This is a genomic window from Nocardiopsis salina YIM 90010 (assembly GCF_000341025.1).
GTDB classification, from domain to species: Bacteria; Actinomycetota; Actinomycetes; order Streptosporangiales; family Streptosporangiaceae; genus Nocardiopsis; species Nocardiopsis salina.
This window is the reverse complement of record NZ_ANBF01000205.1, coordinates 13,466-38,354: the sequence shown is the minus strand read 5'-3', so window position 1 is coordinate 38,354 and position 24,889 is coordinate 13,466. Positions and strand designations below refer to the sequence as shown.

General features: G+C 70.0%; 21 protein-coding genes and 1 pseudogene. 9 read left to right on the top strand and 13 right to left on the bottom strand.

Going from position 1 to position 24,889, the window contains the following annotated elements; all coding sequences use genetic code 11:
• The first annotated feature begins 80 nt into the window (after positions 1-80).
• From D474_RS0123560 to D474_RS0123545, 4 genes are all read left to right on the top strand, one after another.
• On the top strand, positions 81-1,406 hold the full coding sequence (locus D474_RS0123560) for an ABC transporter substrate-binding protein (RefSeq protein WP_017615942.1): 1,326 nt from the start codon (positions 81-83) through the stop codon (positions 1,404-1,406).
• A gap of 42 nt (positions 1,407-1,448) precedes the next feature.
• Positions 1,449-2,393: a carbohydrate ABC transporter permease gene (locus D474_RS0123555; RefSeq protein WP_017615941.1), complete on the top strand. Its 945-nt coding sequence runs from the start codon at positions 1,449-1,451 to the stop codon at positions 2,391-2,393.
• Positions 2,393-3,298, top strand: coding sequence for a carbohydrate ABC transporter permease (locus tag D474_RS0123550; RefSeq protein WP_017615940.1), 906 nt, complete (start codon positions 2,393-2,395; stop codon positions 3,296-3,298). Before D474_RS0123555 ends, D474_RS0123550 begins: the two co-directional genes overlap by 1 nt.
• 97 nt (positions 3,299-3,395) lie before the next feature.
• Complete coding sequence (locus D474_RS0123545) at positions 3,396-5,066, top strand: glycoside hydrolase family 13 protein (RefSeq protein ID WP_017615939.1); 1,671 nt, start codon at positions 3,396-3,398, stop codon at positions 5,064-5,066.
• Positions 5,067-5,154: 88 nt separating this feature from the next.
• Here D474_RS0123545 and D474_RS0123540 read toward each other — a convergent pair whose 3' ends face one another.
• The 7 genes and pseudogenes from D474_RS0123540 to D474_RS29805 form a co-directional block, all read right to left on the bottom strand.
• Positions 5,155-6,234, bottom strand: a complete 1,080-nt coding sequence (locus D474_RS0123540; protein ID WP_017615938.1) for an RNA ligase (ATP) — start codon at positions 6,232-6,234, stop codon at positions 5,155-5,157.
• A 238-nt stretch (positions 6,235-6,472) separates the two neighbouring features.
• Positions 6,473-7,726 (bottom strand): annotated as a pseudogene (locus D474_RS34135) (Gfo/Idh/MocA family protein).
• Positions 7,727-7,926: 200 nt separating this feature from the next.
• Positions 7,927-9,330, bottom strand: a complete 1,404-nt coding sequence (locus tag D474_RS0123530; protein WP_017615935.1) for a sugar porter family MFS transporter — start codon at positions 9,328-9,330, stop codon at positions 7,927-7,929.
• 28 nt (positions 9,331-9,358) lie between these two features.
• Positions 9,359-10,147: a DeoR/GlpR family DNA-binding transcription regulator gene (locus D474_RS0123525; protein ID WP_017615934.1), complete on the bottom strand. Its 789-nt coding sequence runs from the start codon at positions 10,145-10,147 to the stop codon at positions 9,359-9,361.
• Positions 10,144-11,040, bottom strand: a complete 897-nt coding sequence (locus D474_RS29810; RefSeq protein WP_017615933.1) for a PfkB family carbohydrate kinase — start codon at positions 11,038-11,040, stop codon at positions 10,144-10,146. The genes D474_RS0123525 and D474_RS29810 overlap by 4 nt, the downstream gene beginning before the upstream one ends.
• 65 nt (positions 11,041-11,105) lie before the next feature.
• Complete coding sequence (locus tag D474_RS0123515; RefSeq protein ID WP_017615932.1) at positions 11,106-12,116, bottom strand: ROK family protein; 1,011 nt, start codon at positions 12,114-12,116, stop codon at positions 11,106-11,108.
• Positions 12,103-13,074, bottom strand: coding sequence for an SIS domain-containing protein (locus tag D474_RS29805; protein WP_017615931.1), 972 nt, complete (start codon positions 13,072-13,074; stop codon positions 12,103-12,105). The genes D474_RS0123515 and D474_RS29805 overlap by 14 nt, the downstream gene beginning before the upstream one ends.
• 151 nt (positions 13,075-13,225) lie before the next feature.
• Here D474_RS29805 and D474_RS0123505 point away from each other — a divergent pair, with 151 nt between their 5' ends.
• Positions 13,226-14,062, top strand: coding sequence for a class II fructose-bisphosphate aldolase (locus tag D474_RS0123505; protein WP_026118744.1), 837 nt, complete (start codon positions 13,226-13,228; stop codon positions 14,060-14,062).
• A 238-nt stretch (positions 14,063-14,300) separates the two neighbouring features.
• Entirely contained in the window at positions 14,301-14,639 is a 339-nt protein-coding gene (locus D474_RS0123500) for a histone-like nucleoid-structuring protein Lsr2 (RefSeq protein WP_017615929.1), read from the top strand.
• A gap of 252 nt (positions 14,640-14,891) precedes the next feature.
• Here D474_RS0123500 and purU read toward each other — a convergent pair whose 3' ends face one another.
• Both purU and D474_RS0123490 read right to left on the bottom strand, forming a co-directional pair.
• Positions 14,892-15,740 carry a formyltetrahydrofolate deformylase gene (gene purU / locus D474_RS0123495; RefSeq protein ID WP_017615928.1) on the bottom strand — a complete coding sequence of 283 codons (849 nt, stop codon included), beginning with the start codon at positions 15,738-15,740 and terminating at the stop codon, positions 14,892-14,894.
• Positions 15,741-15,750: 10 nt separating this feature from the next.
• The gene (locus tag D474_RS0123490; RefSeq protein ID WP_026118743.1) at positions 15,751-17,121 is read right to left on the bottom strand and encodes an L-serine ammonia-lyase; all 1,371 of its coding nucleotides are present in this window, start codon (positions 17,119-17,121) and stop codon (positions 15,751-15,753) included.
• Between the two features lie 80 nt (positions 17,122-17,201).
• Between D474_RS0123490 and D474_RS0123485 the strand changes: the two genes are divergently transcribed.
• Positions 17,202-17,867, top strand: coding sequence for a GntR family transcriptional regulator (locus D474_RS0123485; RefSeq protein ID WP_017615926.1), 666 nt, complete (start codon positions 17,202-17,204; stop codon positions 17,865-17,867).
• Positions 17,868-17,917: 50 nt separating this feature from the next.
• On the opposite strand, the gene D474_RS0123480 is transcribed toward D474_RS0123485, so the two are convergent.
• The 4 genes from D474_RS0123480 to D474_RS29800 are packed head-to-tail and all read right to left on the bottom strand — an operon-like array spanning position 17,918 to position 21,927.
• The gene (locus D474_RS0123480; protein ID WP_026118742.1) at positions 17,918-18,793 is read right to left on the bottom strand and encodes a bifunctional 5,10-methylenetetrahydrofolate dehydrogenase/5,10-methenyltetrahydrofolate cyclohydrolase; all 876 of its coding nucleotides are present in this window, start codon (positions 18,791-18,793) and stop codon (positions 17,918-17,920) included.
• Positions 18,790-19,410, bottom strand: coding sequence for a cyclodeaminase/cyclohydrolase family protein (locus D474_RS0123475; RefSeq protein ID WP_017615924.1), 621 nt, complete (start codon positions 19,408-19,410; stop codon positions 18,790-18,792). Before D474_RS0123475 ends, D474_RS0123480 begins: the two co-directional genes overlap by 4 nt.
• A 38-nt stretch (positions 19,411-19,448) precedes the next feature.
• Complete coding sequence (locus D474_RS34475; RefSeq protein ID WP_449289372.1) at positions 19,449-20,090, bottom strand: aminomethyltransferase family protein; 642 nt, start codon at positions 20,088-20,090, stop codon at positions 19,449-19,451.
• Positions 19,984-21,927 carry an FAD-dependent oxidoreductase gene (locus D474_RS29800; RefSeq protein ID WP_449289371.1) on the bottom strand — a complete coding sequence of 648 codons (1,944 nt, stop codon included), beginning with the start codon at positions 21,925-21,927 and terminating at the stop codon, positions 19,984-19,986. The genes D474_RS34475 and D474_RS29800 overlap by 107 nt, the downstream gene beginning before the upstream one ends.
• Positions 21,928-22,347: 420 nt before the next feature.
• Between D474_RS29800 and glyA the strand changes: the two genes are divergently transcribed.
• Both glyA and D474_RS0123460 read left to right on the top strand, forming a co-directional pair.
• Positions 22,348-23,655: a serine hydroxymethyltransferase gene (gene glyA, locus D474_RS0123465; RefSeq protein WP_017615923.1), complete on the top strand. Its 1,308-nt coding sequence runs from the start codon at positions 22,348-22,350 to the stop codon at positions 23,653-23,655.
• Positions 23,655-24,887 carry a sarcosine oxidase subunit beta family protein gene (locus D474_RS0123460; protein ID WP_017615922.1) on the top strand — a complete coding sequence of 411 codons (1,233 nt, stop codon included), beginning with the start codon at positions 23,655-23,657 and terminating at the stop codon, positions 24,885-24,887. Before glyA ends, D474_RS0123460 begins: the two co-directional genes overlap by 1 nt.
• Positions 24,888-24,889: the final 2 nt, after the last annotated feature.

The window sequence follows — 24,889 nt, the reverse complement described above, 5'->3', positions numbered from 1 at the left end:
TTATTGCAGTCTCTTAATTCAACGTCTATATTTAGGCCCGACATTAACGAGAGTGCCCCGGGTCACAGGAAGGAGTGTCGGTGATCTCAGAAGCACATGGAGCGGCCTCCCCGCGCGGGAGGGGCTCTCCCGGCGCGGTCGGGAGCCCTCGCCTCCCCCACCTCTCCAGGCGGGCCGCGCTCGGGACGGTCCTGGGCGGAGCACTGGCCTCAGGGCTGAGCGGGTGCGCCCCGGGCGGCGGGGCCTCCCGGATCTCCCTGCACCAGTCCAAGCCGGAAGCGATCCCCCACTTCCGGGACCTCCTCGAGCAGTTCAACGGCCGGCACCGCGGCAGTATCCACGTCGACCACGACATCTCCGCCAACCTCTCCAGCGCTTTCGCCCGCGGGAACCCGCCCGACCTGGCGTGCATGAACTACAACTTCGAGATGTTGCGCTTCCAGGAACGCGGCGCCCTCTCGGACCTGTCCGACCTCGCCGAGGAGGCGCGCATCGCCCCCACGGTCCAGGCGCTGGTCGACCAGTTCCCCACCTACCCGGGCCGCACAAGCGTGATCCCGTACTCGATGATGGCCGCCGCCGTGCTCTACAACGAGGAGATCTTCGCCGAGCACGACCTGGAGATCCCGACGACCTACAGCGCCTTCATCGAGGTGTGCGAGACCCTGGAGGAGGCCGGGGTCTCGCCGATCTACTCCACCTACGCCGAGCCGTGGACGGTCGCCCAGGGGCTGCTCGACTACAGCATCGGTGGCTCCATCGACGTCGCCGACTTCCTCGCACAGCTCTGGGAGCTGGGCCCCGACGCCGGCCCCGACGCCCCCGTGTCCTTCTCCAAGGACCTCCGGGAACCCCTGGAGAAGATGCAGCGGATCGCCGCGTTCTCCCAGCCGGGCGCAGACGCGCGCGAGTACGGGGACGGCAACCTCGCCTTCGCGCGGGGCGAGGCGGCGATGTACTTCCAAGGCCCGTGGGCGCTCACCGATATCGCGGTGGCCAACCCCGACGCCCGCATCGGCATCTTCCCCCTGCCGATGACGGAGGACCCGGACGACCGCAAGGTCCGCGTGCACCTGGACCTCGCGCTGTGGATCCCCGAGGACGCCTCGGACCCGGGTGCGGCGCGGGAGCTGTTGCGCTTCCTCATCACACCGGAGGTCGCGGACGCCTACAACCAGGAGCACCTCGGTTTCGGTGTCCGGGAGGACTCCCCCGACGTCACCGACGAGCGGCTCCAGGACCTGCAGTCGTACGTGGACCGTGCCGCGTTCTACCAGGGCATTTCCCAAGCCGTACCGAGGACCATCCCCTTCGAGAACTACGCCCAGGGCATCGTCACAGGCCAGAGCCTCGAAGGGACTCTGCGCACCCTCGACGAGGACTGGGCCCGACTCGCCCGCCGGTGACACACCGAGCTGAGGCTGCGAGGACCCCTATGGCCACCACCGTTGAGCGGAGCTCTCCGACGACGACGGCGGCGGAGCGCGCGCGGGCCGGCGGCGGAGCGCGCGCGGGCCGGCACCGGACCGCACCGTTCCAGCCGTGTCGACCGCACCCACTACCTGTTCCTGATCCCCGTCCTGGTCGTGTTCTCCCTGAGCATCACGCTGCCGGCGGTGATGGGGATCTTCTACAGCTTCACCGACTCCATCGGCTTCGGCGAATACGAGTTCGTGGGGCTCACCAACTACGCCGTGATGTTCTCCGACCCGGCGATCCTGTCGGCCTACGGGTTCACACTCGGAGTGGCCCTGTGCACCGTGGTCCTGGTCAACATCGCCGCCCTGGGGTTGGCGCTGGGACTGACCAGCCGGATCCGCGCCCGGACCACCCTGCGGACGGTCTTCGTCCTTCCGATGGTGGTCTCGGGGATCATCATCGCCTTCGTCTTCCAGTTCGTCTTCTCCCACACCCTCCCCGCCGCCGGGCAGGCGCTGGGGATCGGTGCTCTGGAACAGTCCATCCTGGCCGACCCGAACCTTGCCTGGATCGCCGTCGTACTGGTCACCGCCTGGCAGGCCACCCCTCAGGCCATGCTCATCTACATCGCCGGGCTCATGACCGTGCCCAAGGACGTCTACGAGGCCGCCGGTATCGACGGCGCCTCCGGGTGGCAGCAACTACGCAACATCACCCTGCCGCTGATCTCGGGGTTCGTCCTGATCAACGTGATCATCGGGTTCAAGGACTTCCTGAGCACCTACGAGATCATCGTCGGCCTCACCGACGGGGGTCCCGGAACGGCGACACGGTCGGTGGCCATGGCGATCTTCGCAGGCTTCGAGGACGGCGACTACGCCTACCAGATGGCGAACTCGACTATCTTCTTCCTGATCACGCTCGCGATCGCGCTCGTCCAACTGCGCCTGACCCGAGGAAACGCGAGGGTCTGATGACACTTCCCTCCACGAAGGCCGGCGGGGCCACGACGCCCGCCGGCAAGAACACCGCACGGCGAGTGCCTCCCGGTGCCGGGGACTCCGGCAGAGGCCGGTGGAGCACCACGCTGATCCTGGTGCTGTGCTCGGCCGTGGTGATCCTGCCCTTCTACGTCTCCGTCTCCATGGCGTTCAAGTCGGGCGAACAGGCCGTCGACGGCGAAGCCTTCACACCGCCCTCGCCCTGGAGCACCGAGGGGTTCGTGCAGGCTTGGGCGCTGACCGACTTCCCCCGGGCCTTCGCCGTCTCGATCCTGATCACCGCGGTGACCGTCACCGGAACCGTGCTGGTCAGCGCCATGGCCTCGTACGCGATCTCCCGGAACTGGGACAGGAAGTTCTTCCGCTGGTCGTTCTACTACCTGTTGTCCGCGATGTTCCTGCCGTTCCCGGTCCTGGCACTGTCCCAGGTCAAGCTGACCGGGATGGCGGGGCTGGCCAACCCCGCCGGCGTCGCACTGCTGCACATCATGTTCCAGCTCTCCTTCAGCACGCTCCTCTTCACCGCCTTCCTGCGTTCCCTGCCGCAGGAGCTGGAAGAATCGGCGCGGATGGACGGCGCCACGACCTCGTTCACGTTCTGGCGGATCGTCTTCCCCCTTATGGCACCGATGAGCGCGACGGTCGGGATCTTCGCGTTCCTCAAGTCCTGGAACGACTTCATGATGCCGTCGATGATCATCGAGGACCCGTCACTGCAGACCCTCCCGGTGATCCAGGAGATCTTCCAGACGCAGTTCAGCAACGACTACCACGTGTCCTTCGCCTCCTACCTGATGGCGATGGCCCCGGCGGTCATCGCCTACGTGATCTCCCAGAGATGGGTGATGTCCGGGCTTACCCAGGGCGCGGTCAAGTAACCCCCGGAAGAACCCCCGGCCGTTCCCCACGGGGACAGCGAACGGCCGCGGAACGCAATACCGACACCACACAGAAACAGAATGGAAAGGGACCACGTTGTCGCTTCATTCCATCGCAGACACGTCGGAGCTGCCGGCCGAGTACAGCGTCGACCCCGACTGGTGGCGCCAGGCCGTCGTCTACCAGATCTATCCGCGTTCCTTCGCCGACGCGGACGGCAACGGGATCGGCGACCTGAAGGGCATCACCTCGCGTGTGCCCTACCTCCGCGACCTGGGCATCGACGCCGTGTGGCTGAGCCCGTTCTACCCCTCGGCGCTGGCCGACGGCGGGTACGACGTCGACGACTACCGGGACGTCGATCCACGGATCGGCACGCTGGAGGACTTCGACGCCATGGTCGCGGCCCTGAACGGGGCCGGGATCAAGCTCATCGTCGACATCGTGCCCAACCACACCTCCGACCGGCACGAGTGGTTCCGCGAGGCGCTGGCCGCCCCGCCGCACTCGGCGGCCCGGGACCGCTACATCTTCCGGGACGGCCGCGGACCCGGCGGCTCGCAACCCCCGGCGGACTGGGTCTCCAACTTCGGCGGCCCCGCCTGGACCCGGGTTCCGGACGGGCAGTGGTACCTGCACCACTTCGCGAGCGAGCAGCCCGACCTGAACTGGAAGAACCCCGAGGTGCACGCGGACTTCCTCGAGACCCTGCGGTTCTGGTCGGACCGGGGTGTGCACGGGTTCCGCGTCGACGTCGCACACGGGCTCTCCAAGGACCTGCCGGAGAACCTGCCGAGCCAGGCCGAACTGGACGCCACCCCATCGGACGGCAACCACCCCACCTGGGACCGCGACGACGTGCACGAGATCTACGCGGAGTGGCGGAAGGTCTTCGACGAGTACGACCCGCCGCGCATCGGGGTCGCCGAGGCCTGGGTGGAGTCTGACCGGCGCCCGATGTACGCGAGCCCGCGGGGGCTGGGGCAGGCGTTCAACTTCGACCTCCTCGAAGCCGACTTCGACGCGGCGCAGTTCCGCCGGATCGTCGGTTTCAATCTCGAACTGGCCGAGCGCGGGGAGTCCTCCACCACCTGGGTCTTCTCCAACCACGACGTGGTGCGCCACGCGACCCGTTACGGCCTGCCGCCCGAACCCGACGGGGAGAAGACCGGGACCCGGTGGCTGCTCAACGGCGGGCGGGAACCGGAGCTCGACGCGGCCGCGGGCCTGCGGCGCGCGCGTGCGGCGACCCTGTTCAAGCTGGCCCTGCCCGGCAGCGCGTACCTGTACCAGGGTGAGGAGCTGGGCCTGCACGAGGTCGCGGAGATCCCGGACGAGCAGCGGCAGGACCCGTCGTTCTTCCGCAACCCCGGGGTGACCCGGGGCCGGGACGGGTGCCGGGTACCGATCCCCTGGTCGGCGGAGGGCCCCTCCCTCGGGTTCGGGCCCGCCGAGCCCCACCTGCCCCAGCCGGCGTGGTTCGCCGACCACGCGGCGCAGGTGCAGGAGGAGGATCCCGCCTCCACCCTGAACCTGTACCGGGAGGCCCTGGCGCTGCGGCGGCGGTTGCAGACCGAGGAGTCCCTGGAGTGGGTGGAGACCGGGGCGGAGCAGGTACTGGCCCTGCGCCGCCCGGGCGGATGGCTGTGTGTGACCAACTTCGGCGAGGAGCCCGTCGACGTCCCGGCGGGCGAGGTGCTGCTGTCGAGCGCGCCCCTGGAGGACGGTCGCCTGCCCGGTGCCACGACGGTGTGGGTGCAGCAGTAGGGCCGCATTCGGAGCAGGGCCCCGCCCCGCGGAATGCGGCCAGTGGGGCGGGGCCCGTGTCCGGACCGGGTCCTCGGGCGTCGGCGCCTCACTCGTACTCGGTGCCGCCCTTGCGGGTGAGGTAGGCGTCGGAGACGAACTTGACGATCGCACGGCCCACGAGCACCTTCGAGAAGCGCTCACGGGCCGGCCGCACCACGACACCCTCACGCAGGTGCAGGCCTGCGCCGCTCCAGGTCTCCTCGCCCTGCGCGGCCGCGAGCAGCTCGACCTCGTCGTAGGGGCCCTCGTGGACCGTCGGGGCCTGCGGCAGGTCGAGGTCCTCCAGCAGCTCGGGCAGGTCGGCGGCGTCGATCCAGGTGTGTGCTCCGCCGGCGTCGACACGCACGTCGAAGACCGCGTAACCGGGGTGGTCGCTGCGGCCGGTCTCGCCGTAGGCCAGGTCCTGCACACCGGTTCCGAAGACCTCGCCGAACACCCCCACCCGGTCGGCGCCGAACCGCTCGGCCGCCTTTCGTGCAGCCTCGGGCACACCGTGGGCGATCACCGCCTTCCAGTACAGGTTGTCCTCGGAGCGGGCGAGCGCGAGGTTCTTGGCGCCCTGGCCCTTGGAGGAGACGAAACCCTCGCCGGTGGCGGCGACATAGGTGTACAGGCACGCGCTGCCGTGGATCTTCTCGGTGGCGACGACCGGCTCTCCCGGTTCGAAGACGTCCGGATAGCGTTTGACGTTCTCGATCTCGATCCACTTCAGCAGGTCGGGCGCAGCGACGGCCTCTCCGCTCATGTGCAGCGGCACCTCCGGCACCCACTTGGTGATGCCCAGCTCGCCGGAGAAGTCGGTGCCGGCCTCGTGCTCGGCCGCCAGGTCGCGGTCGGCCAGCTGCGCGGGCCGGCACACGATGCCCTGGGAGAGTTCGCCCCGCAGCCGGATCGCCTTGACCCGGTTGCGCTTGGAACCCGCGAGCTTGCCCGTCAGCCCGATCTCCTCGACGAGGCCCTCCGGGAGTAGGGCGTTCTCGGGGATGTAGACCGCCCAGTCCCCGGTGCGGTAGGCGCCCTTGGCGACCACGGCGTGGAAGAGGCCGACCTGCGCGAGCTCGAGCGCATCGGCGTCGGGGTGGGGGTGGATGGTGAGCTGCTCGGCGGTGACCCGCAGCGTGGACATGGGCTTCCTTTCGCATTCGGAGGACGCGGGGGCGCGAGGGAGGGGACCTCGCGCGCCTCACTGTGGCGCGGGTGTTCGCCGGGCAGCAACAGTTTTCCTGCCCGCTGCGGGCGCGGGTGAGCCCTGGACGCGAGCGTCCGGNNNGGACCGGCGTGCTGCCGGTCCGCCGCGCCCGCAGCCCGACCGCGCGCCCCTCAGGTCCCGGGCGGTCGGCACCACAGGGCCGCGGCAGGCGGGCTCAGTCCAGTTCGGGGTCTTCCGGCTGTTCCCGTTCCAGGCCCGGTCGGGCGTCCTTCCAGTGGCCCCGGGTGAAGTCGGGGACCGGCACGGTGCCACCGCTCTCGAGCGACCGTTCCGACAACGGCACCACCGAGGAGAGCGAGGCCGAGTCGTAGACGTCGATGTCCGGTGTGAGACCCAGCCGCATCAACTGGATGGTCCTCCACTGGAGGATGTAGTCCATCCCGCCGTGGCCGCCGCCCTCGTCGCCGATCTCCTTCCACAGCCAGTGGTCGTACTTCTCGTAGGCCTCGTCGAAGTCCCGCCAGGCGTGGTCGTCGTGGCCGAGGGACTCCAGGTAGATCCGCTGCGGGTCGCTCATCCACACCCCGCGCGTGCCGGCCAGGGTGTTGGCCCGGGTCTGGGGGTGCGGCGTGTTCACGTCGTGGTCGACCCGGATCATCCTCCCCGCAGCGGTGCTGAGCAGGCAGACGTTGCGGTCCCCGGAGATGTAGTCGTCCTACCAAGCGGGGTGGTCGCTGTCCAGGTTCTCGGCGCGGTACTCGGTCAGGCTGAGCGCCGGGGAGGCGAACGAGACCAGCCGGTCCAGGCGGTCTCCCCGGTTGATGTCCATGGCTGCGGTGATCGGGGCCAGCCCGTGCATCGGGTAATGGCTCGCGTCCATCGTGGTCTGCCAGGTGCGGCGCCAGTCCTCCGGGTGGTAGGCGCCGTGGAACAGGAAGGGGTCCCGGAGGTCGTGGACGTAACCGCCGGAGCCGTGCAGCAGGTCCCCGAACAGTCCTTCCTTGGCCATCATGAGGACGCGGAGCTCCTCCTGGCCGTAGTTGACATTCTCCATCAGCATGCAGTGCTTGCGGGTGCGCTCGGAGGTGCGCACCAGATCCCAGATGTCGTCCAGGGTGACGGCGATGGGCAGTTCGACCGCTGTGTGCATGCCGTGTTCCATCGCGTCCTTGGCCTGGGAATGGTGCCATTCCCAGGGTGTGGCGATGAAGCACAGGTCGACGTCGTCGCGCGCGGTGAGCTCCTCCCACGCATCTTCGGAGCCGGCGTGGACGGCGGGGCGTTCGCCGCCGGCCTCCTCCACGGCGTCGGCGGCGGTCTCGGCCCGGTCCTGTTCGAGGTCGCACACGGCGGTCACACGGACCCTGTTGATCTGCAGGAAGCGGTCGAGCATGTCGGCGCCGCGATTCCCGGTGCCGATCACCGCGAGGCGGACTTCGTCGTGGGGTTCGAAGGGGACATCGGTCATCGGGGACTCGTCGGCGCCGCGCTCGGGCGCCTCTCCGGCGGAGGCGGGTCGNCCCCCCCCAGCCGCTCCGGAACGGAAGAGGTCGCGGCGGGTGGGGGGACGGATCACGTCGGTTCCTCCTTGGGGGTCTGAGGAGTACTGCCCGCGGGGACCCGCGGACGGGTGTTGCGTCCGAGGGAGTGGGATCGGGAGTCAGGGGTTCATCGTCCGGTGCGTTCGGTCCTGGTCGAGGGGGTGTCCCATCGGGCTCCGTTGGCCCAGTAGCGGGCGATCTCGTCCAGGTCCCTGTCCTTGGTCTCGGGCGCGAGGTACCAGATGAAGACGAAGGCGATCGCCGCCAGGACGCCGAAGATCCCGAACACCCCGGCCCCTCCGACGGAGTCCAGAAGGGGCGGGAAGGCCTGCGCGACGATGGCGTTGGCGGTCAGGTTGGCGGTCAGCATCAGGGAGGCGCCCAGCGCCCGGTACTTGGCCGGGAAGGTCTCACCGGCGTAGACCCACACGAGAGCGCCGAACCCGAAGGTGTAACCCATCGTGAAGAGCACGATCGCGGCGAAGCCCACGACGGATGTCCACCCTCCCAACCCGTCGCTGAGAGCGAATACGGCGACCAGGACGGCATTGGCGAGGATCATGGTGCCGACACCGGTGAGCAGTACGGGGCGGCGCCCGGCGTTGTCGACGATGAACATGGACACGATCACCGCGAGCAGAGCGCAGAACTGCACGATCGCCGGCAACCCGAGGAGGGCCGCGTACCCGGAGAACCCGAGGTCCTCGAAGATGTGGGGCGAGTAGTAGATGGTGGCGTTGATACCGGTGATCTGGATGAAGAACCCGAGGCCGATGGCGAAGACGCTCGCCCGCAGCAGGTGCCCGCGGAACATGTCCCGGAGACGACCGGTCTCCTGCTCCAGGTCCGATTGGATGCGGGTGATCAGAGGCTCGGGATCGCGTCCCGGGTCGACGTGTTCGAGCGATGCCCGGGCGGCCCCGGCCCTGCCCTTCATCAGGTACCAGTGCGGCGTCTCCACCACACGCAGCAGCAGGAAGAAGACCAGGGCCGCGGGCACCGCGGCCAGGCCCAGGATCGCCCGCCACGACTCGGTCGAGGCCAGCCCCCAGGCCACGAGGTAGCCGGCGATGATGCCCGCCACGGTGGTCACCTGGTAGGCGACCGTCAGCCCTCCGCGCACGCGGCTCGGCGAGGACTCGGCGATGAAGACGGGCACGACGATCAGCGAGATGCCGATCGTGATCCCCAGGCCGAACCGGGCAGCGAGGAGCGACCAGTACTCGGGGGCGACGGCGCAGAGCACGGAGAAGGCGACGTATCCGACCGCGATGAGCTGCATGCTCAGCTTTCGCCCGATCGCGTTCGAGATCCACCCGCCGTTGAGGGCCCCGACGATCTGGCCGACGACGACGGCGGTCGCCAACCCGGCCAGTTCGCCCGAGGACAGGCCGAGATCGGGCTCGAGGAAGAGCAGTGCCCCGGCGATGTTGGAGATGTCGTAGCCGTAGGTGATCCCCAGCGCGACGGCGCTGAGGGCGACCACGACCACCAATCGCGACGAGTTCCGGATGTCGTGGATGAAGCTCATGAATACCTCTCTCAGGTGAGCACGGGGCTCAGGTCTCGGTCTCCTCACTCACGGCGTGGACCGTGTATCCGGCTCCCTCCAGGGCGGCACGCGCCTCGTCGGGGAGCCGGTCGTCGGTGATCAGGGACTGGAAGGTGTCGGCGCCGCCCACGACGCCGAAGGAACGCCGGCCGTACTTCGAGGAGTCGGCGACGATGGCGGCCCGGTCGGACCGGCTCGCCATGAGCCGGTTGACGCTCGCCTCGTACTCGTTGGCCGTTGCGGCGCCGATGTCGGCGGAAAAGGAGTTGACCCCGATGAACGATCGGTCCAGCCACAGGTGCTTCATCATGAGTTCGGCGAACGTGCCGACGAGCTCGTAACTCTTGCTGTTGAGCCGACCGCCGGTGACCAGGATCGAGATCTCGGGATGCACGGCCAGTCGGCTGGAGATCTCCACCGAGTTGGTGACCACCGTCAGTCCGCTGTGCAGGTCCTCGCGATTGCCCAGGGCGTCTGCGATCGCGTAGGTGGTGGTGCCCCCGGACAGGCCGACGGACTGGCCCGGTTCGAGGGTCGACAGTGCGTGCTCTGCGATGAGCTCTTTCGAACGCCGGTTCTGCTGGGTCTCGCCACGGAGGGTCAGCGAGTAGGCCACCGAGCGGCGCCGTGCTCCGCCGCGCCGGCGTTCGATGAGGTTGTTCGCCGCCAAGTGGTCGAGGTCGCGCCTGGCGGTCGCTTCCGAGACGGCGAGGTCGGCGACGATGTCGGTGATGGAGATCGTGCCCGACTCCTCGATGTTCTCGAGGATGTAGTGGATGCGCTGCTGGCGGCTCATGGACCTGTGCTCCTGTGGTGACGGCGGGACACTTCGACCGGAACAGTGTCCCGTCGCACGTGTGCCTGCGCCACGAGCTCCCGGTGGCGGGGGTGCAGCCGGCCGGCACAGGGGGCCAGCACCGCGGCAGCGCCGTATCCGGCCGCACGGCGCAGTGTCACGGTGAGCGGTTCCGGCTCGTCAGCGGCCAGCCCCAGGGCCAGAGCCGCGGTGACCGCGTCACCCGCACCGGTGGTGTTGCCCCGCAGGGGTCCCGGGGTCCCCGCCCTCGTCAGAGCGGGTGCGCCGCCGTCGGTACCGGTGGCGGCGATGATGCCCTCGGCCCCGGCGGTCACAAGGACGTTCGCGGCACCGAACCGTCCGAGCCCGGTGATGCCGTCGTCGACACTGCCCGGAAAACCCTCGGCGAGCTCGTCGACGTTGCACTTGACCCACGTGGCTCCGGCTCGGGCAGCTTCTTCCAGGGCCTGCCCCTTCGCGTCGACGATGGTGGGCACGGAACGCCGGTGCGCTGCGGCGAGGATCTCCGCGATCACCGTCGCGGGTGTGTGCGGGGGCAGGCTCCCGGACACGACCAACGCCCCGACACCGCCTGCCTGACATCGGGCCTCGATGTCGTGCAGCAGCTGTGCCCACACGTGGTCCGGGTGGGGCTGCCCCGTCTCGTTCAGCAGTGTGGTGCGACCGTCGTCCTCGACCACGGTCAGGGTCCGGCGAAGGCCGGTCGGGGACGCGGTGAACGCCCACCACGAGCGTTCGTCCCGGTCCACCGGCCCGACCGTCCGGTCGAGGGGGCCCATCGCGAGGGCGGGAACTCCGGTGTCGTGCACGATGCGTGCGACATTGACACCTTTGCCGCCGAGCCTGACCGAGCCGTGGTCGACGCGGGACACGGTTCCCGGGTCGAGCCTCGGGGCACGCCAGGTCCAGTCGTGGGCGAGGTTCGGGGTGACGCAGACTATGCCGATTCCGGGCCCCTCTCTCCGTGCCGAGCGCGTTGCGGAGGTTCCGTGCACACGTGCACCGACGGGTCGTGCCTGGTGAGCATCGCGGCGCCGATCAACCCGGCGGCCGAGCCGAGCCGGGCTCGTGACAGCGCCGGGTTCCTGTGGAAGGTCAGCGTGCTTGCCAGCCGTTCGGAGATCGCGGCGCCGATGCTCGTCTCCTCGCTCAGTCCCCCGCCGAGGATGATCGCCTCGGGGGCCAGAAGGGTGACGATCTGGTGGCACGCCTGATGCATGGCCTCCAGCGCCTCGTCCCAGACCTGTGCGGCGACGCGGTCGCCCTCACCGATCCTCGCCAGCACGTCGGCCGAGCCGTGCACGGCGCGGCCGGTGCGGCGGGTGTAGGCCTCGGCGATCGCCCTGGTCGAGGCGATGTTCTCCAACGGGCCTGCGAAGGGGCCTTCCGGTGTGTCCACCCGCACCTCGAGGAACCCGACCTCACCCGCGTAACCCCCGGAGGAGTACGACCGCCCGTCGATCCTCAGGGCGGCCGCGATCCCGGTGCCGATGGTGATCATCACGGCGTTGTGCGCGGCTTCGGCATCGGAGAACTCCGCCAGACCCGCAGCACGCACGTCGTGGGACATCGTGGTCTGCAGCCCGGTCCGTTCACGGACCTTCTCCGCGAAGGCCACGTCCCGCCAGCCGAGGTTGGCGGAGTGCACGGCCCGGCCCCGGGCCTCGTCGACGATCCCGGGCACCACCATGGAGACCGCGGCGACGGCAGAGCTCCCGCGCCGGTGGCGGAACTCCTCGACAGCGGCGGCGACGAGGCCGACGATCCGGTCCTCGACGCCGGCCCCGTTCCCGGGGGTGGGAGCCGTGAGTCCGTCGGTGATCACTCCCCGGCGGTCCACGAGACCGATCTTGAGGGCCGTGCCGCCGACGTCCACGGCCAGGGCCTCATCGCCGGGGCCGACAGCGCGCCCGTGCGCGGCGGTGGTCAGCGCGTCACACTGTTCCATTGGTGCCCTCGGGGGTCTGATCGTCCAGGATCACCGAACGGCTCAGCGAACGCGGGTGGTCGGGGTCCAGGCCGTGGCGCCCGGCCCGGATCAGGGCGGCCGCGTGGACCCGCACCAGCTCGGCCAGCGGATGCCGGTCGCAGTTCTCGAAGCGGGCACCGGTCCCGCGAACCTGCTCGGCGAGTCCGGCCGGGGCCGCGCCGAACTGCCACGTGACCCGGTCCGGGCCCGCGATCGCGATCGGGCCGTGCCGGTACTCCATCGAGGGATAGGACTCCGTCCACGCCTGGCAGCTCTCCCGCATCTTCAGTGCCGCCTCGTGTGCAGGTCCCAGGCACCAGCCGGACCCGAGGAAGGTGAACTGCTCCGCCGTGAGGAGCTGTTCGTCCAGGGGTTTGCCCGCGGGGCCGCCCGCGATGCCGGCGTCGGGGTCGAGCTCCTCCAGCAGGTCCCGGGTGTCGGCGACGGCCCGGTCCAGCCCGAGGCGATCGGCCCCGAGCGAGCCCAGCAGGAGGAAGAGAGCCGCCGTCGCGAACCGCGTCTGGACCACGCTGCGTTCGTCGGCGAACGGCAGAGGGACCGCGTGCGCGACACGGCGGGCCAGATGCGAGTCGGGGTCGCCCACGACCGCGACCGTCGGGACTCCTTCGGGCAGAGACCGCAGCACGTCGACCGCCTCGCTGGTCGTGCCGGACCGCGAGATCAGCACGACCCGGTCGTAGCTGCGGGACCGGGGCGCTTCGGTGGGGGTGAAGGCGTCGGTCTCACCCAGCCCCTCCTGTTCACGCGCCGCAGCGTAGGCCTGCGCCATGAACCACGAGGATCCGCACCCGAGGACCTGGACCCGCTCACCCGGGGCGGGCAACAGGCCGGCGTACTCGGGCAACACCTCCGACAGCACGCGCCTCCACACCGCCGGTTGTGACTGGAGTTCCTCGAGCATGTGGCGTCCGATCATGGACTCCCCTCCGACCGCACATTTTTGTGATGCTTGTCACGAAGCTAGCACCGCCTTCATGATCGGTCCAGGGATGTTTCCGTCATAAATATGAGCGATGTAAGGCGAACCCCTGCACCCCCGAGCAGGGGCACGAAGGAGGATGGTCGGGATGCCGCTTGTTTCTCTCACCGAGGTCGGAAACCGCTGCAGGGCGGAGAACACGGGGCTGGGCGCGTTCAACGTGGTGCAGCTGGAGACGGCAGCCACGCTGGTGGAAGCGGCGGAGGCCGTCGGTGCACCCGTGGTGCTGCAGATCAGCCAGAACGCGGTGAAATACCACCGGGGCCGCCTCGAACCGCTCGGGCTCGCGGTCCTGCAGATCGCCGGCGACGCACGCGTCCCGACCGTGGTCCACCTCGACCACGCCACCGACGCCTCCTTGGTCGAAAGAGCCGTCGAGCTGGGCTTCAGCTCCGTCATGTACGACGGTTCCGCCCTCCCCCACGAGGAGAACGTCTCCACCACGCGTGGGATCGTGGAGTTCTGCCACGCGCGCGGTGTCGCGGTCGAGGCCGAACTCGGCGAGGTCGGCGGCAAGGACGGGGTCCACGCCCCGAGTGCACGCACCGACCCCCGGGAGGCCGCCTCCTTCGTCCGCCGCACGGGTGTCGACCTGCTCGCGGTGGCCGTGGGCTCCTCCCATGCGATGACCGAGCGCACCGCCGAGTTGGACAACGGCCTCATCGGCGACCTCGCCTCGGCCCTGGAGGTCCCGCTGGTCCTGCACGGCTCCTCGGGCGTGAGCGACGACAGCATGAAGCAGGCGATCCGGGCGGGGATCACCAAGGTCAACGTCGCGACCCACCTCAACGTCTGCTTCACCGCTGCCGTGCGTGCAGCCCTCGACGACCGCCCGGAGGGGGTGGACCCCCGCCGATACCTCGGCGCCGGCCACGCGGCGGTCGGGCCGGAGGCCGAGAGACTGCTTTCCCTCTACACCGGCTGAGGGGCTCCGCCGGCCGTGGGCCGTGCCCATCGGAGCGTGCGGACCGATACAGGGGGCCTTGTTCCGGGCGACAGGATTCCGGAGGGGGCTGACCAAAAGGGCAGGAAAGCGTTCCTTCGCCTGTGCGACTCTTCACACCGGGGAGCAAGCGGGAAAGACGTGCATTTTACCGAGTCCCAGTTGAAGGTGAACACGTGTTATTTTTGACTGGCGATAGCAACGTACTTCAGGGGGACCCATGGCACAGAAGGTGGAAGTTCTTCTCGTCGACGATCTCGACGGCGGAGAAGCGGACGAGACGGTGACGTTCGGGCTGGACGGGTCCACTTATGAGGTCGACCTGAGCAGCGACAACGCGGCGAAACTCCGCGAGTCCCTGGGCTCTTTCATCGAGGCGGGCCGGAAGAAGGCCCGTAAAGCCGCGAAGGGCAAGGCGAAAACGTCCCGCTCGTCCTCGAACCAGCAGCGCGCCGCCGAGATCCGCGCCTGGGCCAAGGAGTCCGGGCTCGAGGTGAACGAGCGCGGCCGCATCCCTCAGTCCGTGGTCGACAAATACGAGGCCGCCCAGAAAGGCTGAGACCGGCACACGGTACCCACGGCTCCCGGTCCCATGAACCGGCGCCACGGGAACCGGCGGTTCCGACGGGCCCCTTCGGGGGCCCGTCCTTTGTGTGTGCGGACTGCTCAGGAATGAACTCTTCGAGGAGGAGCGTGAGCACCGCGCCGCCCCGAGGGCGGCAGGTGGCGGGCCGTTCGGTCCCGAGGCACTGCTGAGCACGCCCTTGCGGCGGCGCGGGACCGCGCGCAGGAGAACGGACACGGACCGCCCTCACACGAGGACCACTGTGCCCGTGCCGTTGGACAGCACCCGCCGCTCGCAGTGCCAGCGCACTGCGCGGGAGAGGGCGAGCGCCTCGGCGTCGCGCCCGACCCTCTGCAGCGCGGCCGGGTCGTAGGTGTGGTCGATCCGGATCACCTCCTGCTCGATGATCGGGCCCTCGTCGAGGTCGGAGGTGACGTAGTGGGCGGTGGCGCCCACGAGTTTGACCCCGCGCTCGTAGGCCTGGTGGTAGGGCTTGGCGCCCTTGAAACCCGGCAGGAACGAGTGGTGGATGTTGATGGCTCGGCCCTCCAAAGCCTTGCACGCCTGGTCCGAGAGCACCTGCATGTAGCGGGCGAGCACCACGAGCTCGGCACCGAACTCCTCGACCAGCTCCAGGAGCCGCGCCTCCGCCTCGGGTTTGGTCCCGGCGGTGACCGGGACGTGCACGAACGGCAGTCCGGCGTTCTCCGCCATGGGCCGCAGGTCCTCGTGGTTGGACACGACCGCGACGAGGTCGGCACCGAGACTGCCCGTGCGCCAGCGGAAGATCAGGTCGTTGAGGCAGTGCCCCGCCCTGGACACCATCACCAGGACCCGGACCGCGCTGCGGTCGGAGAAGGTGAAGGCCATCCCGAAGTCGGCGGCCACCGGCTCGAACCGGCGCTCCATCAGGCCGAGGTCGGTCTCCTCGGGCGCATCGACCTGCGCGCGCAGGAAGTACCGCCCCTGCACGGGGTCGTCGAACTGCTGGTACTCGCCGATGTCGCACCCGTGCTCGACGAGGAAGGAACTGACCGCGTGCACGATGCCGGTGCGGTTGGGGCAGCTCAGGGTGAGGACGAACGATCGGGTCATGGGGGCCTCCTCAGCACTCCACGATGTTGAGAGCCAACCCGCCGCGGGCGGTCTCCTTGTACTTGTCCTTCATGTCGGCGCCCGTCTCGCGCATGGTCTTGACGGCCTTGTCGAGGGAGACGTGGTGCTGCCCGTCGCCACGCAGGGCCATGCGCGCGGCGGTGACGGCCTTGACCGAGGCGACGGCGTTGCGCTCGATGCAGGGGATCTGGACGAGCCCGCCGACGGGGTCGCAGGTCAGGCCGAGATTGTGTTCGATGCCGATCTCGGCGGCGTTCTCCACCTGTTCGGGCGTGCCGCCGAGCGCCTCGGCGAGCGCACCCGCCGCCATGGAGCACGCCGACCCGACCTCGCCCTGGCAGCCGACCTCGGCCCCGGAGATGGACGCGTTCTCCTTGAACACGAGCCCGATCGCCCCGGCGGTGAGCAGGAAGCGCACCGCCGCGTCCTCGTCGAACCCGGGCAGGAAACGCTCGGCGTAGAGCAGGACGGCGGGAACGATGCCGGCGGCGCCGTTGGTGGGCGCGGTCACCACACGGCCGCCCGCCGCGTTCTCCTCGTTGACGGCGAGCGCGTAGAGCGTGATCCACTCCATGGGGTCGGCCCCGCCCGCGGCCGGTTCGCTCTCCAGGCGGGCACGGAGTTCCCGGGCTCGGCGCCTCACCTTGAGGCCGCCGGGCAGGGAACCCTCCGCGCGGGTGCCGTTGTCGACGCACTCGTGCATGACCGCACGGATCTGCAGCAGGCCCTCGCGGATCTCCCGGTCGCCGCGGTGGGCACGCTCGTTGGCGAGCATGACTCCGCTGAACGGCAGACCGCTCTCCCGGGTGCGGGCGAGCAGCCCGTCGCCGGTGGTGAAGGGATGGGGGACGGGGGTGGTGTCCTGGACGAGGACGGGGCTTCCGGTCTCGTCCTCGTCGAGCACGAACCCGCCGCCGACGGAGTAGTACTCGCGGCGCTCGAGCAGCTCCCCCTCGGTGTCCCGGGCTCGGAAGACCATGCCGTTGCTGTGGAAGTCCAGGCGCCGATTGCGGTGCAGGACCACGTCCTCGCCGACGTCGAACCGGATCCTGTGGCGGCCGTGGAGGGCGATCCCCCCCTCTTCCCGCACGGCGCGCACGGCGGGTTCGGCCCCGATCGGGTCCACGAGGTGCGGTTGCTCCCCCATCAGGCCGAGCACCACGGCCCCGACACTGCCGTGCCCGTGTCCGGTGGCCCCGAGTGAGCCGAAGAGTTCACAGCACACGGTCGCGGTGTCTGCCAGGGTCGCGTTCTCGGCCAGCCGTGAGACGAAGAGCTGGGCCGCTTTCATCGGACCGACCGTGTGAGAACTGGACGGGCCGATTCCTACCTTGAACAGGTCGAACACGGAGATAGTCACTTTTGCCCCTGAAATATTAGTTGTATCGCTTTGATGTCGACTTGTTCTGGGGCTGCGGCGCCAGGTCCTAGGATGGGCGCATGATCGCGACCCCCAAGGAGCTCGAACCGCCGTCCATGTCGCTGGCCGACCGCGCCTACGCCGAGATCCAGGAGCGACTGATCATGCTGGAGATCCCGCCGATGGCACCCATCGACGACGGGGTCCTGAGCGAGTCGCTGGGCATCGGCCGCACCCCGGTCCGCGAAGCCCTCAAGCGGCTGCAGACCGAGCGGCTGGTGGTCTCCTATCCCCGCCGCGGCACGTTCGCGACCGGGGTGGACATCAGCGACCTGGCCTACATCAGCGAGATCCGGGTGAACCTGGAACCCGTGGCCGCACGCCGGGCCGCCGAAGTGGCCGGGCGCGGTACCGGGCAGCAGCTCTCCGAGCTCGCCGACCGGATCGAGGCCTTGGACGTGGAGAACACCGACCGCAGCGAGCTCATGCGCTGGGACCTGCGGGTGCACCGGAGCATCTACCGGGCCGCGGCCAACCCGCACCTGGAGGACACGCTCCTGCGCTACCACAACCTGGCGACGCGGCTCTTCTGCCTGTTCATCGACCGGCTCAGCAGGCTGGACCGGCACATCAGCGAGCATGTGGCCCTCCTGCGCGGCATCGCCGACGGCGAGGGCGACATGGTCTCCGAGCTCGCGCGCGAGCACGTCATCGGTTTCGAGAAGGCCATCCGCGCAGTCACCTGAACGGGGGCGGCCCGTCCCGCCGCCCCCGCCAGGCACCCGCAGCCGGGCTCTCACCCGCGTCCACCCAGCGCGGCTGCGCTGCGCACCGTGTGCCGGAGCAGCTGCGCGGTGGTGACCGGGCCGACGCCGCCCGGGACCGGGCTCAGGACACGGACCCGCCCGTCGACGTCGGCGTGGTCGACGTCGCCGGCCAGGCCTCCGTCGGGGGTGGGCGTGGTCCCGACGTCGATGACGACGGCGTCCCGGTCGACGTGGTCGGCGGTGATGAGCCCGGGCCTTCCCACTGCCACGACCAGGACGTCGGCGGTGCGTGTGTAGCCCTCCAGATTCTCGGTGTGGCGGTGGCATACCGTCACGGTGGCGTCGCGGCGCAACAGCAGCTGCGCCACGGGCCTGCCGACCACGTCCGAGTGCCCCACGACCACACACGAGCGTCCGAGCACGGGGATCTCGCAGTGGTCGAGCAGGGCCAGCACCGCGGCGGCGGTGGCCGGCGGATGCGCGGGGAGCCCTGCCGCCAGGCGCCCCTGGGAGACGGGGTTGGCCCCGTCGACGTCCTTTGCCGGGTCGATGGCGCCCGCCAGGTCACCGAAGTCGGCGTCGGCGGGCAAGGGTGTCTGCAGCATGACCCCGTGCACGGCGGGGTCGGCGCTGAGCCGGGCCAGGGCGGTCCGGATCTGTTCCGGGCCCGCGGCCGGGCCGAGATCGACCACGTCGCACAGGAGTCCCGCGGCCGAGGCGGCCCGGGCGATCTGGCGCACGTACCAGGCGCTGGAACCGTGGTCGGTGGCGACCACGAGGGCCAGCCTCGGTGTGAGACCGGTCAGGTTGAGTTCGACGGCGGCGGCGGCGACCTCGGCGCGGATCCCGCGGGCCACCCCGGTGCCGTCGAGGGACTTCATCGCTGGGGAGGGAAGTGTGGTCATCGGAGGATCTGCTCCCTGACTGCTTCGGTGGTCTCGTCGGCCCTGCGGAGCACGTCGTCGGTGGCCGCCACCGCGCCGGCCAGCTCGTCCCGGTTCGGGATCTCCGCACCCGAACACAGGTTGATCTCGACGTTGACCCGTGAGGTGGCTGCAGCTGCCCGGGCGGCCTCCGCGGCAGCGGCGATGTCGGAGACGAGGTTCGGATTGCACAGCGGACGCAGGTGCTCGGCCAGGTCGGCGACGCGGGCGGCGACCTCGACGACCTCGGCCGGGACTCGGCCGGCCTCGGACAGGGAACCGGCGATCGCCCGGCTGCGGGCCCCCTTCTCCTCGGGTGTGGACCTCGGCATCCGGTAGGCCCGGCTCACACCGCGGAACGCCGAGACGTCCTGTTCGGCCAGGACGAGCGCGCGCTCGCGCAGGGTGTCCGCGCTCTCGCGCACCCGCTCGACGGTGGTGGCCTCCTCGGGCCGGGTGGACCCGTTGCTGTAGCGGGCGACCATTCCGACCAGTGCCGCCCCCTGGGCGGCGTGCAGCGCACCGGCCGCCCCTCCGCCCGGTGCGGGCACACGTGCAGCGAGCTCGTTGAGGTAGGTGTCGACGGTGTCGGACCGCATGGCGTCCTTCGGTGGTGGGGGGCAGGGTCGGGCGCCGGTCAGCGGCGGATCCGCTTCATCTCCGGGTCGAGCAGGGGTTCGGCGGCGACCGTGGCCCTGACCCTGCGGTCGAAGTACTGGATCTCCACGGGTGTGCCGGGTACGGCCGAGGAGGGCAGCCACGCGTAGGCGACCGGCATGCCGAGCGTGTGGGCGAAGGCCGCGGAGGTGACGTGGCCGGCCGGCTCGCCACCGAGCAGCACGGGCTCGGAACCCATCAGGACACTGCGGCCGTCGTCCACGGTCAGGCAGGTCAGCCGCCTGGACACCGCGTCGGGGTCGATGGCCTCCACTGCCTCGCGCCCGATGAAGTCGCCCTTCTTACCCATGCGCACGGCGAAACCGATCCCGGCCTCGTAGGGGTTGTGCTCGGTGTTCATGTCCGCCCCCCAGGCGCGGTAGCCCTTCTCCAGGCGCAGGCTGTTGAACGCGGCCCGGCCGGCGGGGGCGACGCCGAGCTCCCGCCCGGCCCCGTAGAGCACGTCCCAGAGCTTCTGGCCGTACTCGGCGCTGGTGTAGATCTCCCAGCCCAGTTCACCGACGTAGGACACCCGCAGCACCGTGACGGGGATGCCGCCGACGTGGGCACGCATGCACCGGAAGAACTTCAGGCCCTCGTCGGAGAAGTCGTCGCGGCTCAGTGGCTGGACGAGGTCGCGGGCGAGCGGGCCCCAGACGCCGATGCCANCCACGGGCCCCGCCGGTGACGTCGCGGATCTGCACACTGCCGTCGGCGGGCAGCTCGCGGCGCAGACGGTCCAGGTCGAGATTGCCGTTGACGCCGACCTGGAACGTGTGCGCGTCGAGCCGGGCGACGGTGATGTCGCTGCGCACGCCTCCGGCCTGGTCGAGCAGGAGCGTGTAGGCGACGTAGCCGGGCACGCGGTCCATCTTGCTGGTGGTGAGGCGGTCGAGGAAGGCGGTCGCCCCGGGTCCGGTGACCTCCAGGCGCTTGAGCGGGGTCATGTCGTACATCGCGACGGCGTTGCGCGTCTTCCACGCCTCGGCGGCCGCGATGGGCGAGTGGTACATCGCCGACCAGGGATCGCGGGGGCGCGGATACCAATGGTTGGGCAGTTCCTTGACCAGTGGGGCGTTGGCCTCGTACCACTGCGGGCGCTCCCAGCCGTGGCTCTCCAGGAAGAACGCGCCGAGCTCGCGCTGGCGTGCGTGGAAGGGGCTCACGCGCAGGTCCCTCGGTGACAGCTTGGGCTGGGAGGGGTGCGTGACGTCGTAGATCTCGATGAAGTTCTGCTTGGACGTCTCCTCGACGTAGTCGTCGACGGTCTCGATCTCGTCGAACCGGTGCACGTCGCACCCGTGCAGGTCGACCTCGCTCCGGCCGTCGACGAGCAGCTGGGCCACGGATCGGGCCACACCGGAGGAGTGTGTGACCCAGACGGCCTCGGCGATCCAGAACCCGGCGACGTCGGGGGACTCCCCGATCAGGGGCCCGCCGTCGGGGGTGAAGGAGAAGACCCCGTTGAAACCGTCCTCGACCTTGGCCGTGCTCAGGGAGGGCAGCAGGCGCTTGCTCTGTTCCCAGGAGGGCGCGAAGTCGTCGTCGGTGAAGGGGAGCATGGACGGCATGGCCTCCTCCGAGGTCGAACCGTCCTCGGTCTCGGGCAGGTCGGCGAGGGAGACCGGGATGGGGCGGTGCGCATAAGTACCGATCCCGATGCGGTCGTTGTGTTCGCGGTAGTAGAGGTCGTGGTCCTGGTGGCGCAGGATCGGCAGGCGGGCCTCGGAGAGCTCGTCGTTGTGTCCGACCAGTTCGGGGATCTGGTCGGTGCGGGCGTACTGGTGCGCCATGGGCAGCAGCGGCACCTTCATGCCGACCATGTCGCCCACCCGGCGGCCCCAGAAGCCGGCGCAGGAGACCACGATGTCGGCGGGGATGTCGCCCTGGTCGGTGCGCACTCCGGTGACCCGGCCGCCCTGTTGGTCGACGCCGAGCACACGGGTGGAGCCGCGGAACTCCGCACCCGCGGCCTGGGCCCGGCGGGCCAGGGCGATCACGGCGCGTGAAGACTTGCCGAGCCCGTCCGTGGGGGTGTGGAACCCGCCCAGCACCTCGTCGGGATCGAGGAGCGGGTGCAGCCGGGCGCACTCCTCGGGGCCGACCACGGTCCCCGGCACACCCCAGGAGGTGGCCCAGCCCTGCTTGCGGTGCAGGTCGGCGAGGCGCTCGGGGGTCGTGGCGATCTCCAGGCCGCCGACCTGGTTGAAACACCAGGCGCCGTCCACGTCCAGCCCCCGGAGCTTCTCGACCGTGTACTGGGCGAACGCGGTCATCGTCTTGGAGGGGCCGGTCTGGTAGACGAGGCCGGGCGCGTGCGAGGTCGAGCCGCCGGTGAGGGGCAGCGGCCCCTGGTCGACCACGGTGACGCGGTTCCAGCCGCGCGTGGTGAGTTCGTCCGCGAGGTTGGCGCCGACGATGCCGGCCCCGACGATGACGACGCGGGGGGTGGGACTCATGGGGGTCTCCTAACTCGTGGTCACCCGTGGATGCCCTGGGTGATCGTGCGCGGGCGCGAGGGGACCCGGCCCGGAGTGAGAGGCGTGAGAGCGGGAGCAGGGACGGTTCGGGCGGGCTCTCGGTGGAGAGGAGCGCGGGCGGGCGGTTCCGCCGTGGGCCCTCGGAGGTTCGCGGTGGCCCTCCGAGGTGCCGGCAGGTCGTCAGCAGACTGATATATCAGATGGACGGCACATTAGGCTCCGGAAAATCCCGGGGTCAAGAGCCCACCGAAAAATCGACCGGACGAAAAATCGACCCTTGCGCTGCCTCGGGACGCCTCCTTATGCTGAGCGCCAACTGATATGTCAGATCAGTTTCTGTTGCTCACCAGGTCGTCCGGCCTTCTCCCCTCCCCGGTTCCCCGCGTGGAAGGAAACCCCATGACCCCCTCATCCGAGACCGCTGTCGCCGGCCTCCCCCATGGCCGACTGTCGGCGGTCGACCCCGAGGTCGCCGCCGCGGTCGACGCCGAGATGGACCGGCAACGCTCCACGCTGGAGATGATCGCCTCGGAGAACTTCGCCCCGGAGGCGGTCCTCGAGGCGCAGGGCTCGGTGCTGACCAACAAGTACGCCGAGGGCCGCCCGGGCAAGCGCTACTACGGCGGCTGCGAGAACGTCGACGTCGTCGAGCAGCTGGCCATCGACCGTGCCAAGGCCCTGTTCGGTGCCGCCTACGTCAACGTGCAGCCCCACTCGGGCGCGCAGGCCAACGCCGCCGCGATGTCGGCCCTGCTCGCCCCGGGCGACACCATCATGGGTCTGGACCTGGCCCACGGCGGCCACCTCACCCACGGCATGCGCATCAACTTCTCCGGCAAGCTCTACGACGTGGTGCCCTACCACGTCGGCCCGGACCACCGGGTCGACATGGACGAGGTCGCCCGTCTGGCCCGCGAGAAGCGTCCGCGGCTGATCGTCGCGGGCTGGTCGGCCCACCCCCGGCAGCTGGACTTCGCCCGGTTCCGGGAGATCGCCGACGAGGTCGGGGCCTACCTGATGGTGGACATGGCCCACTTCGCCGGACTCGTGGCAGCCGGCCTGCACCCCGATCCGCTCCCCCACGCCCACGTGGTCACCACGACCACACACAAGACCCTGGGCGGGCCCCGCGGCGGGGCCGTGATGTCGGCCTACGAGGCCCTGGCCAAGAAGTTCGACTCCGCGGTCTTCCCCGGCCAGCAGGGCGGTCCGCTCGAACACGTCATCGCCGGCAAGGCGGTGCTGTTCAAGCTCGCCGCCGAACCCGAGTTCGCCGAACGCCAGCACCGCACGGTCGAGGGTGCCCGGATCCTGGCCGACCGGCTCTCGGCCGAGGACTGCACACGGAGGGGTGTGCGCCTGGTCTCCGGCGGCACCGACGTACACCTGGTCCTGGTCGACCTGCGCGACTCCGAACTCGACGGCAGGGAGGCCGAGGACCGCCTCCACCGGATCGGGATCACCGTCAACCGCAACGCGGTGCCCGACGACCCGCGCCCGCCGATGGTCACGTCGGGTCTGCGCATCGGCACCCCGGCCCTGGCCTCACGCGGCTTCGGCGCCACCGAGTTCACCGAGGTCGCCGACGTCATCGCCGAGGCCCTCGACCCGGCTCTGGACGAGGCCGCGGCGAGTGCCCTGCGCACGCGCGTGGAGAAGCTCGCCGCCGACTTCCCCCTCTACCCGCACACGGACGGAGCTTTCTGATGGCGCCGCGCACCCCCGGAGCCGACCTGCCCGAACACCCCGACTGGTTGTGGAGTTCCCCCGATCCCAAGGGCTCCTACGACGCGGTGGTCGTGGGCGGCGGCGGGCACGGACTGGCCACCGCCTACTACCTGGCCAAGAACCACGGGATGACCGACATCGCCGTGCTCGAGAAGGGCTGGCTCGCGGGCGGCAACATGGCCCGCAACACCACCATCATCCGGTCCAACTACCTGTGGGACCAGAGCGCCGGGCTCTACGAGCACTCCCTGAAGCTGTGGGAAGGTCTCGAGGACGAGCTCGACTACCCGCTCCTGTTCTCCCAGCGGGGCGTGCTCAACCTTGCACACTCCCTGCAGGACGTGCGCGACAGCGTGCGCCGGGTCAACGCCAACCGCCTCAACGGCATCGACGCCGAGTGGCTCGACCCCGGCCAGGTCGCCGAGATCTGTCCGATCATCGACACCTCCGAGAACCTGCGGTACCCGGTCATGGGCGCCACGTGGCAACCGCGGGCCGGGATCGCCAAGCACGACCACGTGGCCTGGGGTTTCGCCCGCGCGCTCGACCGTATGGGCGTCGACATCATCCAGAACTGCGAAGTCACCGGGTTCGAGCGGGTCGGCGATCGGGTCATCGGGGTCGAGACCACCCGCGGCCCGATCCGGGCGGGCAAGGTCGCGATGGCGGCCGCGGGCCACTCGTCCGTGCTCGCCGACACCCTCGGCCTGCGCCTGCCGGTGCAGAGCCACCCGTTGCAGGCTCTGGTCTCGGAGCTGCTGGAGCCGGTGCACCCCACCGTGGTGATGTCCAACGCCGTGCACGTCTACGTCTCCCAGGCCCACAAGGGAGAGCTCGTGCTCGGCGCCGGCATCGACACCTACAACTCCTACTCGCAGCGGGGTGCCTTCCACACGATCGAACGGCAGATGGCCGCCGCGGTCGAGCTGTTCCCGATGTTCGCCCGGGCGCACGTGCTGCGCACCTGGGGAGGCGTCGTCGACGTCACCCCCGATGCCTCGGCGATCGTCGGCCTGACGCCCTTCGAAGGCCTCTACGTCAACTGCGGTTGGGGCACCGGCGGGTTCAAGGCGACACCGGGCGTGGGCTGGTGCTTCGCCCACACCATCGCCAACGACAGCCCCCACCCCCTCAACGCCCCCTTCTCCCTCGACCGCTTCACCACGGGCGCGCTCGTCGACGAGCACGGCGCCTCCGGTGTCGCCCACTAGGA

Coding starts and splice junctions, on each gene's coding strand:
- D474_RS0123550 (WP_017615940.1), top strand. CDS start 2,393: ATGACACTTCCCTCCACGAAGGCCGGCGGGGCCACGACGCCCGCCGGC.
- D474_RS0123540 (WP_017615938.1), bottom strand. CDS start 6,234: ATGTCCACGCTGCGGGTCACCGCCGAGCAGCTCACCATCCACCCCCAC.
- D474_RS0123530 (WP_017615935.1), bottom strand. CDS start 9,330: ATGAGCTTCATCCACGACATCCGGAACTCGTCGCGATTGGTGGTCGTG.
- D474_RS0123525 (WP_017615934.1), bottom strand. CDS start 10,147: ATGAGCCGCCAGCAGCGCATCCACTACATCCTCGAGAACATCGAGGAG.
- D474_RS0123515 (WP_017615932.1), bottom strand. CDS start 12,116: ATGGAACAGTGTGACGCGCTGACCACCGCCGCGCACGGGCGCGCTGTC.
- D474_RS29805 (WP_017615931.1), bottom strand. CDS start 13,074: ATGATCGGACGCCACATGCTCGAGGAACTCCAGTCACAACCGGCGGTG.
- D474_RS0123505 (WP_026118744.1), top strand. CDS start 13,226: ATGCCGCTTGTTTCTCTCACCGAGGTCGGAAACCGCTGCAGGGCGGAG.
- D474_RS0123500 (WP_017615929.1), top strand. CDS start 14,301: ATGGCACAGAAGGTGGAAGTTCTTCTCGTCGACGATCTCGACGGCGGA.
- purU (WP_017615928.1), bottom strand. CDS start 15,740: ATGACCCGATCGTTCGTCCTCACCCTGAGCTGCCCCAACCGCACCGGC.
- D474_RS0123485 (WP_017615926.1), top strand. CDS start 17,202: ATGATCGCGACCCCCAAGGAGCTCGAACCGCCGTCCATGTCGCTGGCC.
- D474_RS0123480 (WP_026118742.1), bottom strand. CDS start 18,793: ATGACCACACTTCCCTCCCCAGCGATGAAGTCCCTCGACGGCACCGGG.
- D474_RS0123475 (WP_017615924.1), bottom strand. CDS start 19,410: ATGCGGTCCGACACCGTCGACACCTACCTCAACGAGCTCGCTGCACGT.
- glyA (WP_017615923.1), top strand. CDS start 22,348: ATGACCCCCTCATCCGAGACCGCTGTCGCCGGCCTCCCCCATGGCCGA.
- D474_RS0123460 (WP_017615922.1), top strand. CDS start 23,655: ATGGCGCCGCGCACCCCCGGAGCCGACCTGCCCGAACACCCCGACTGG.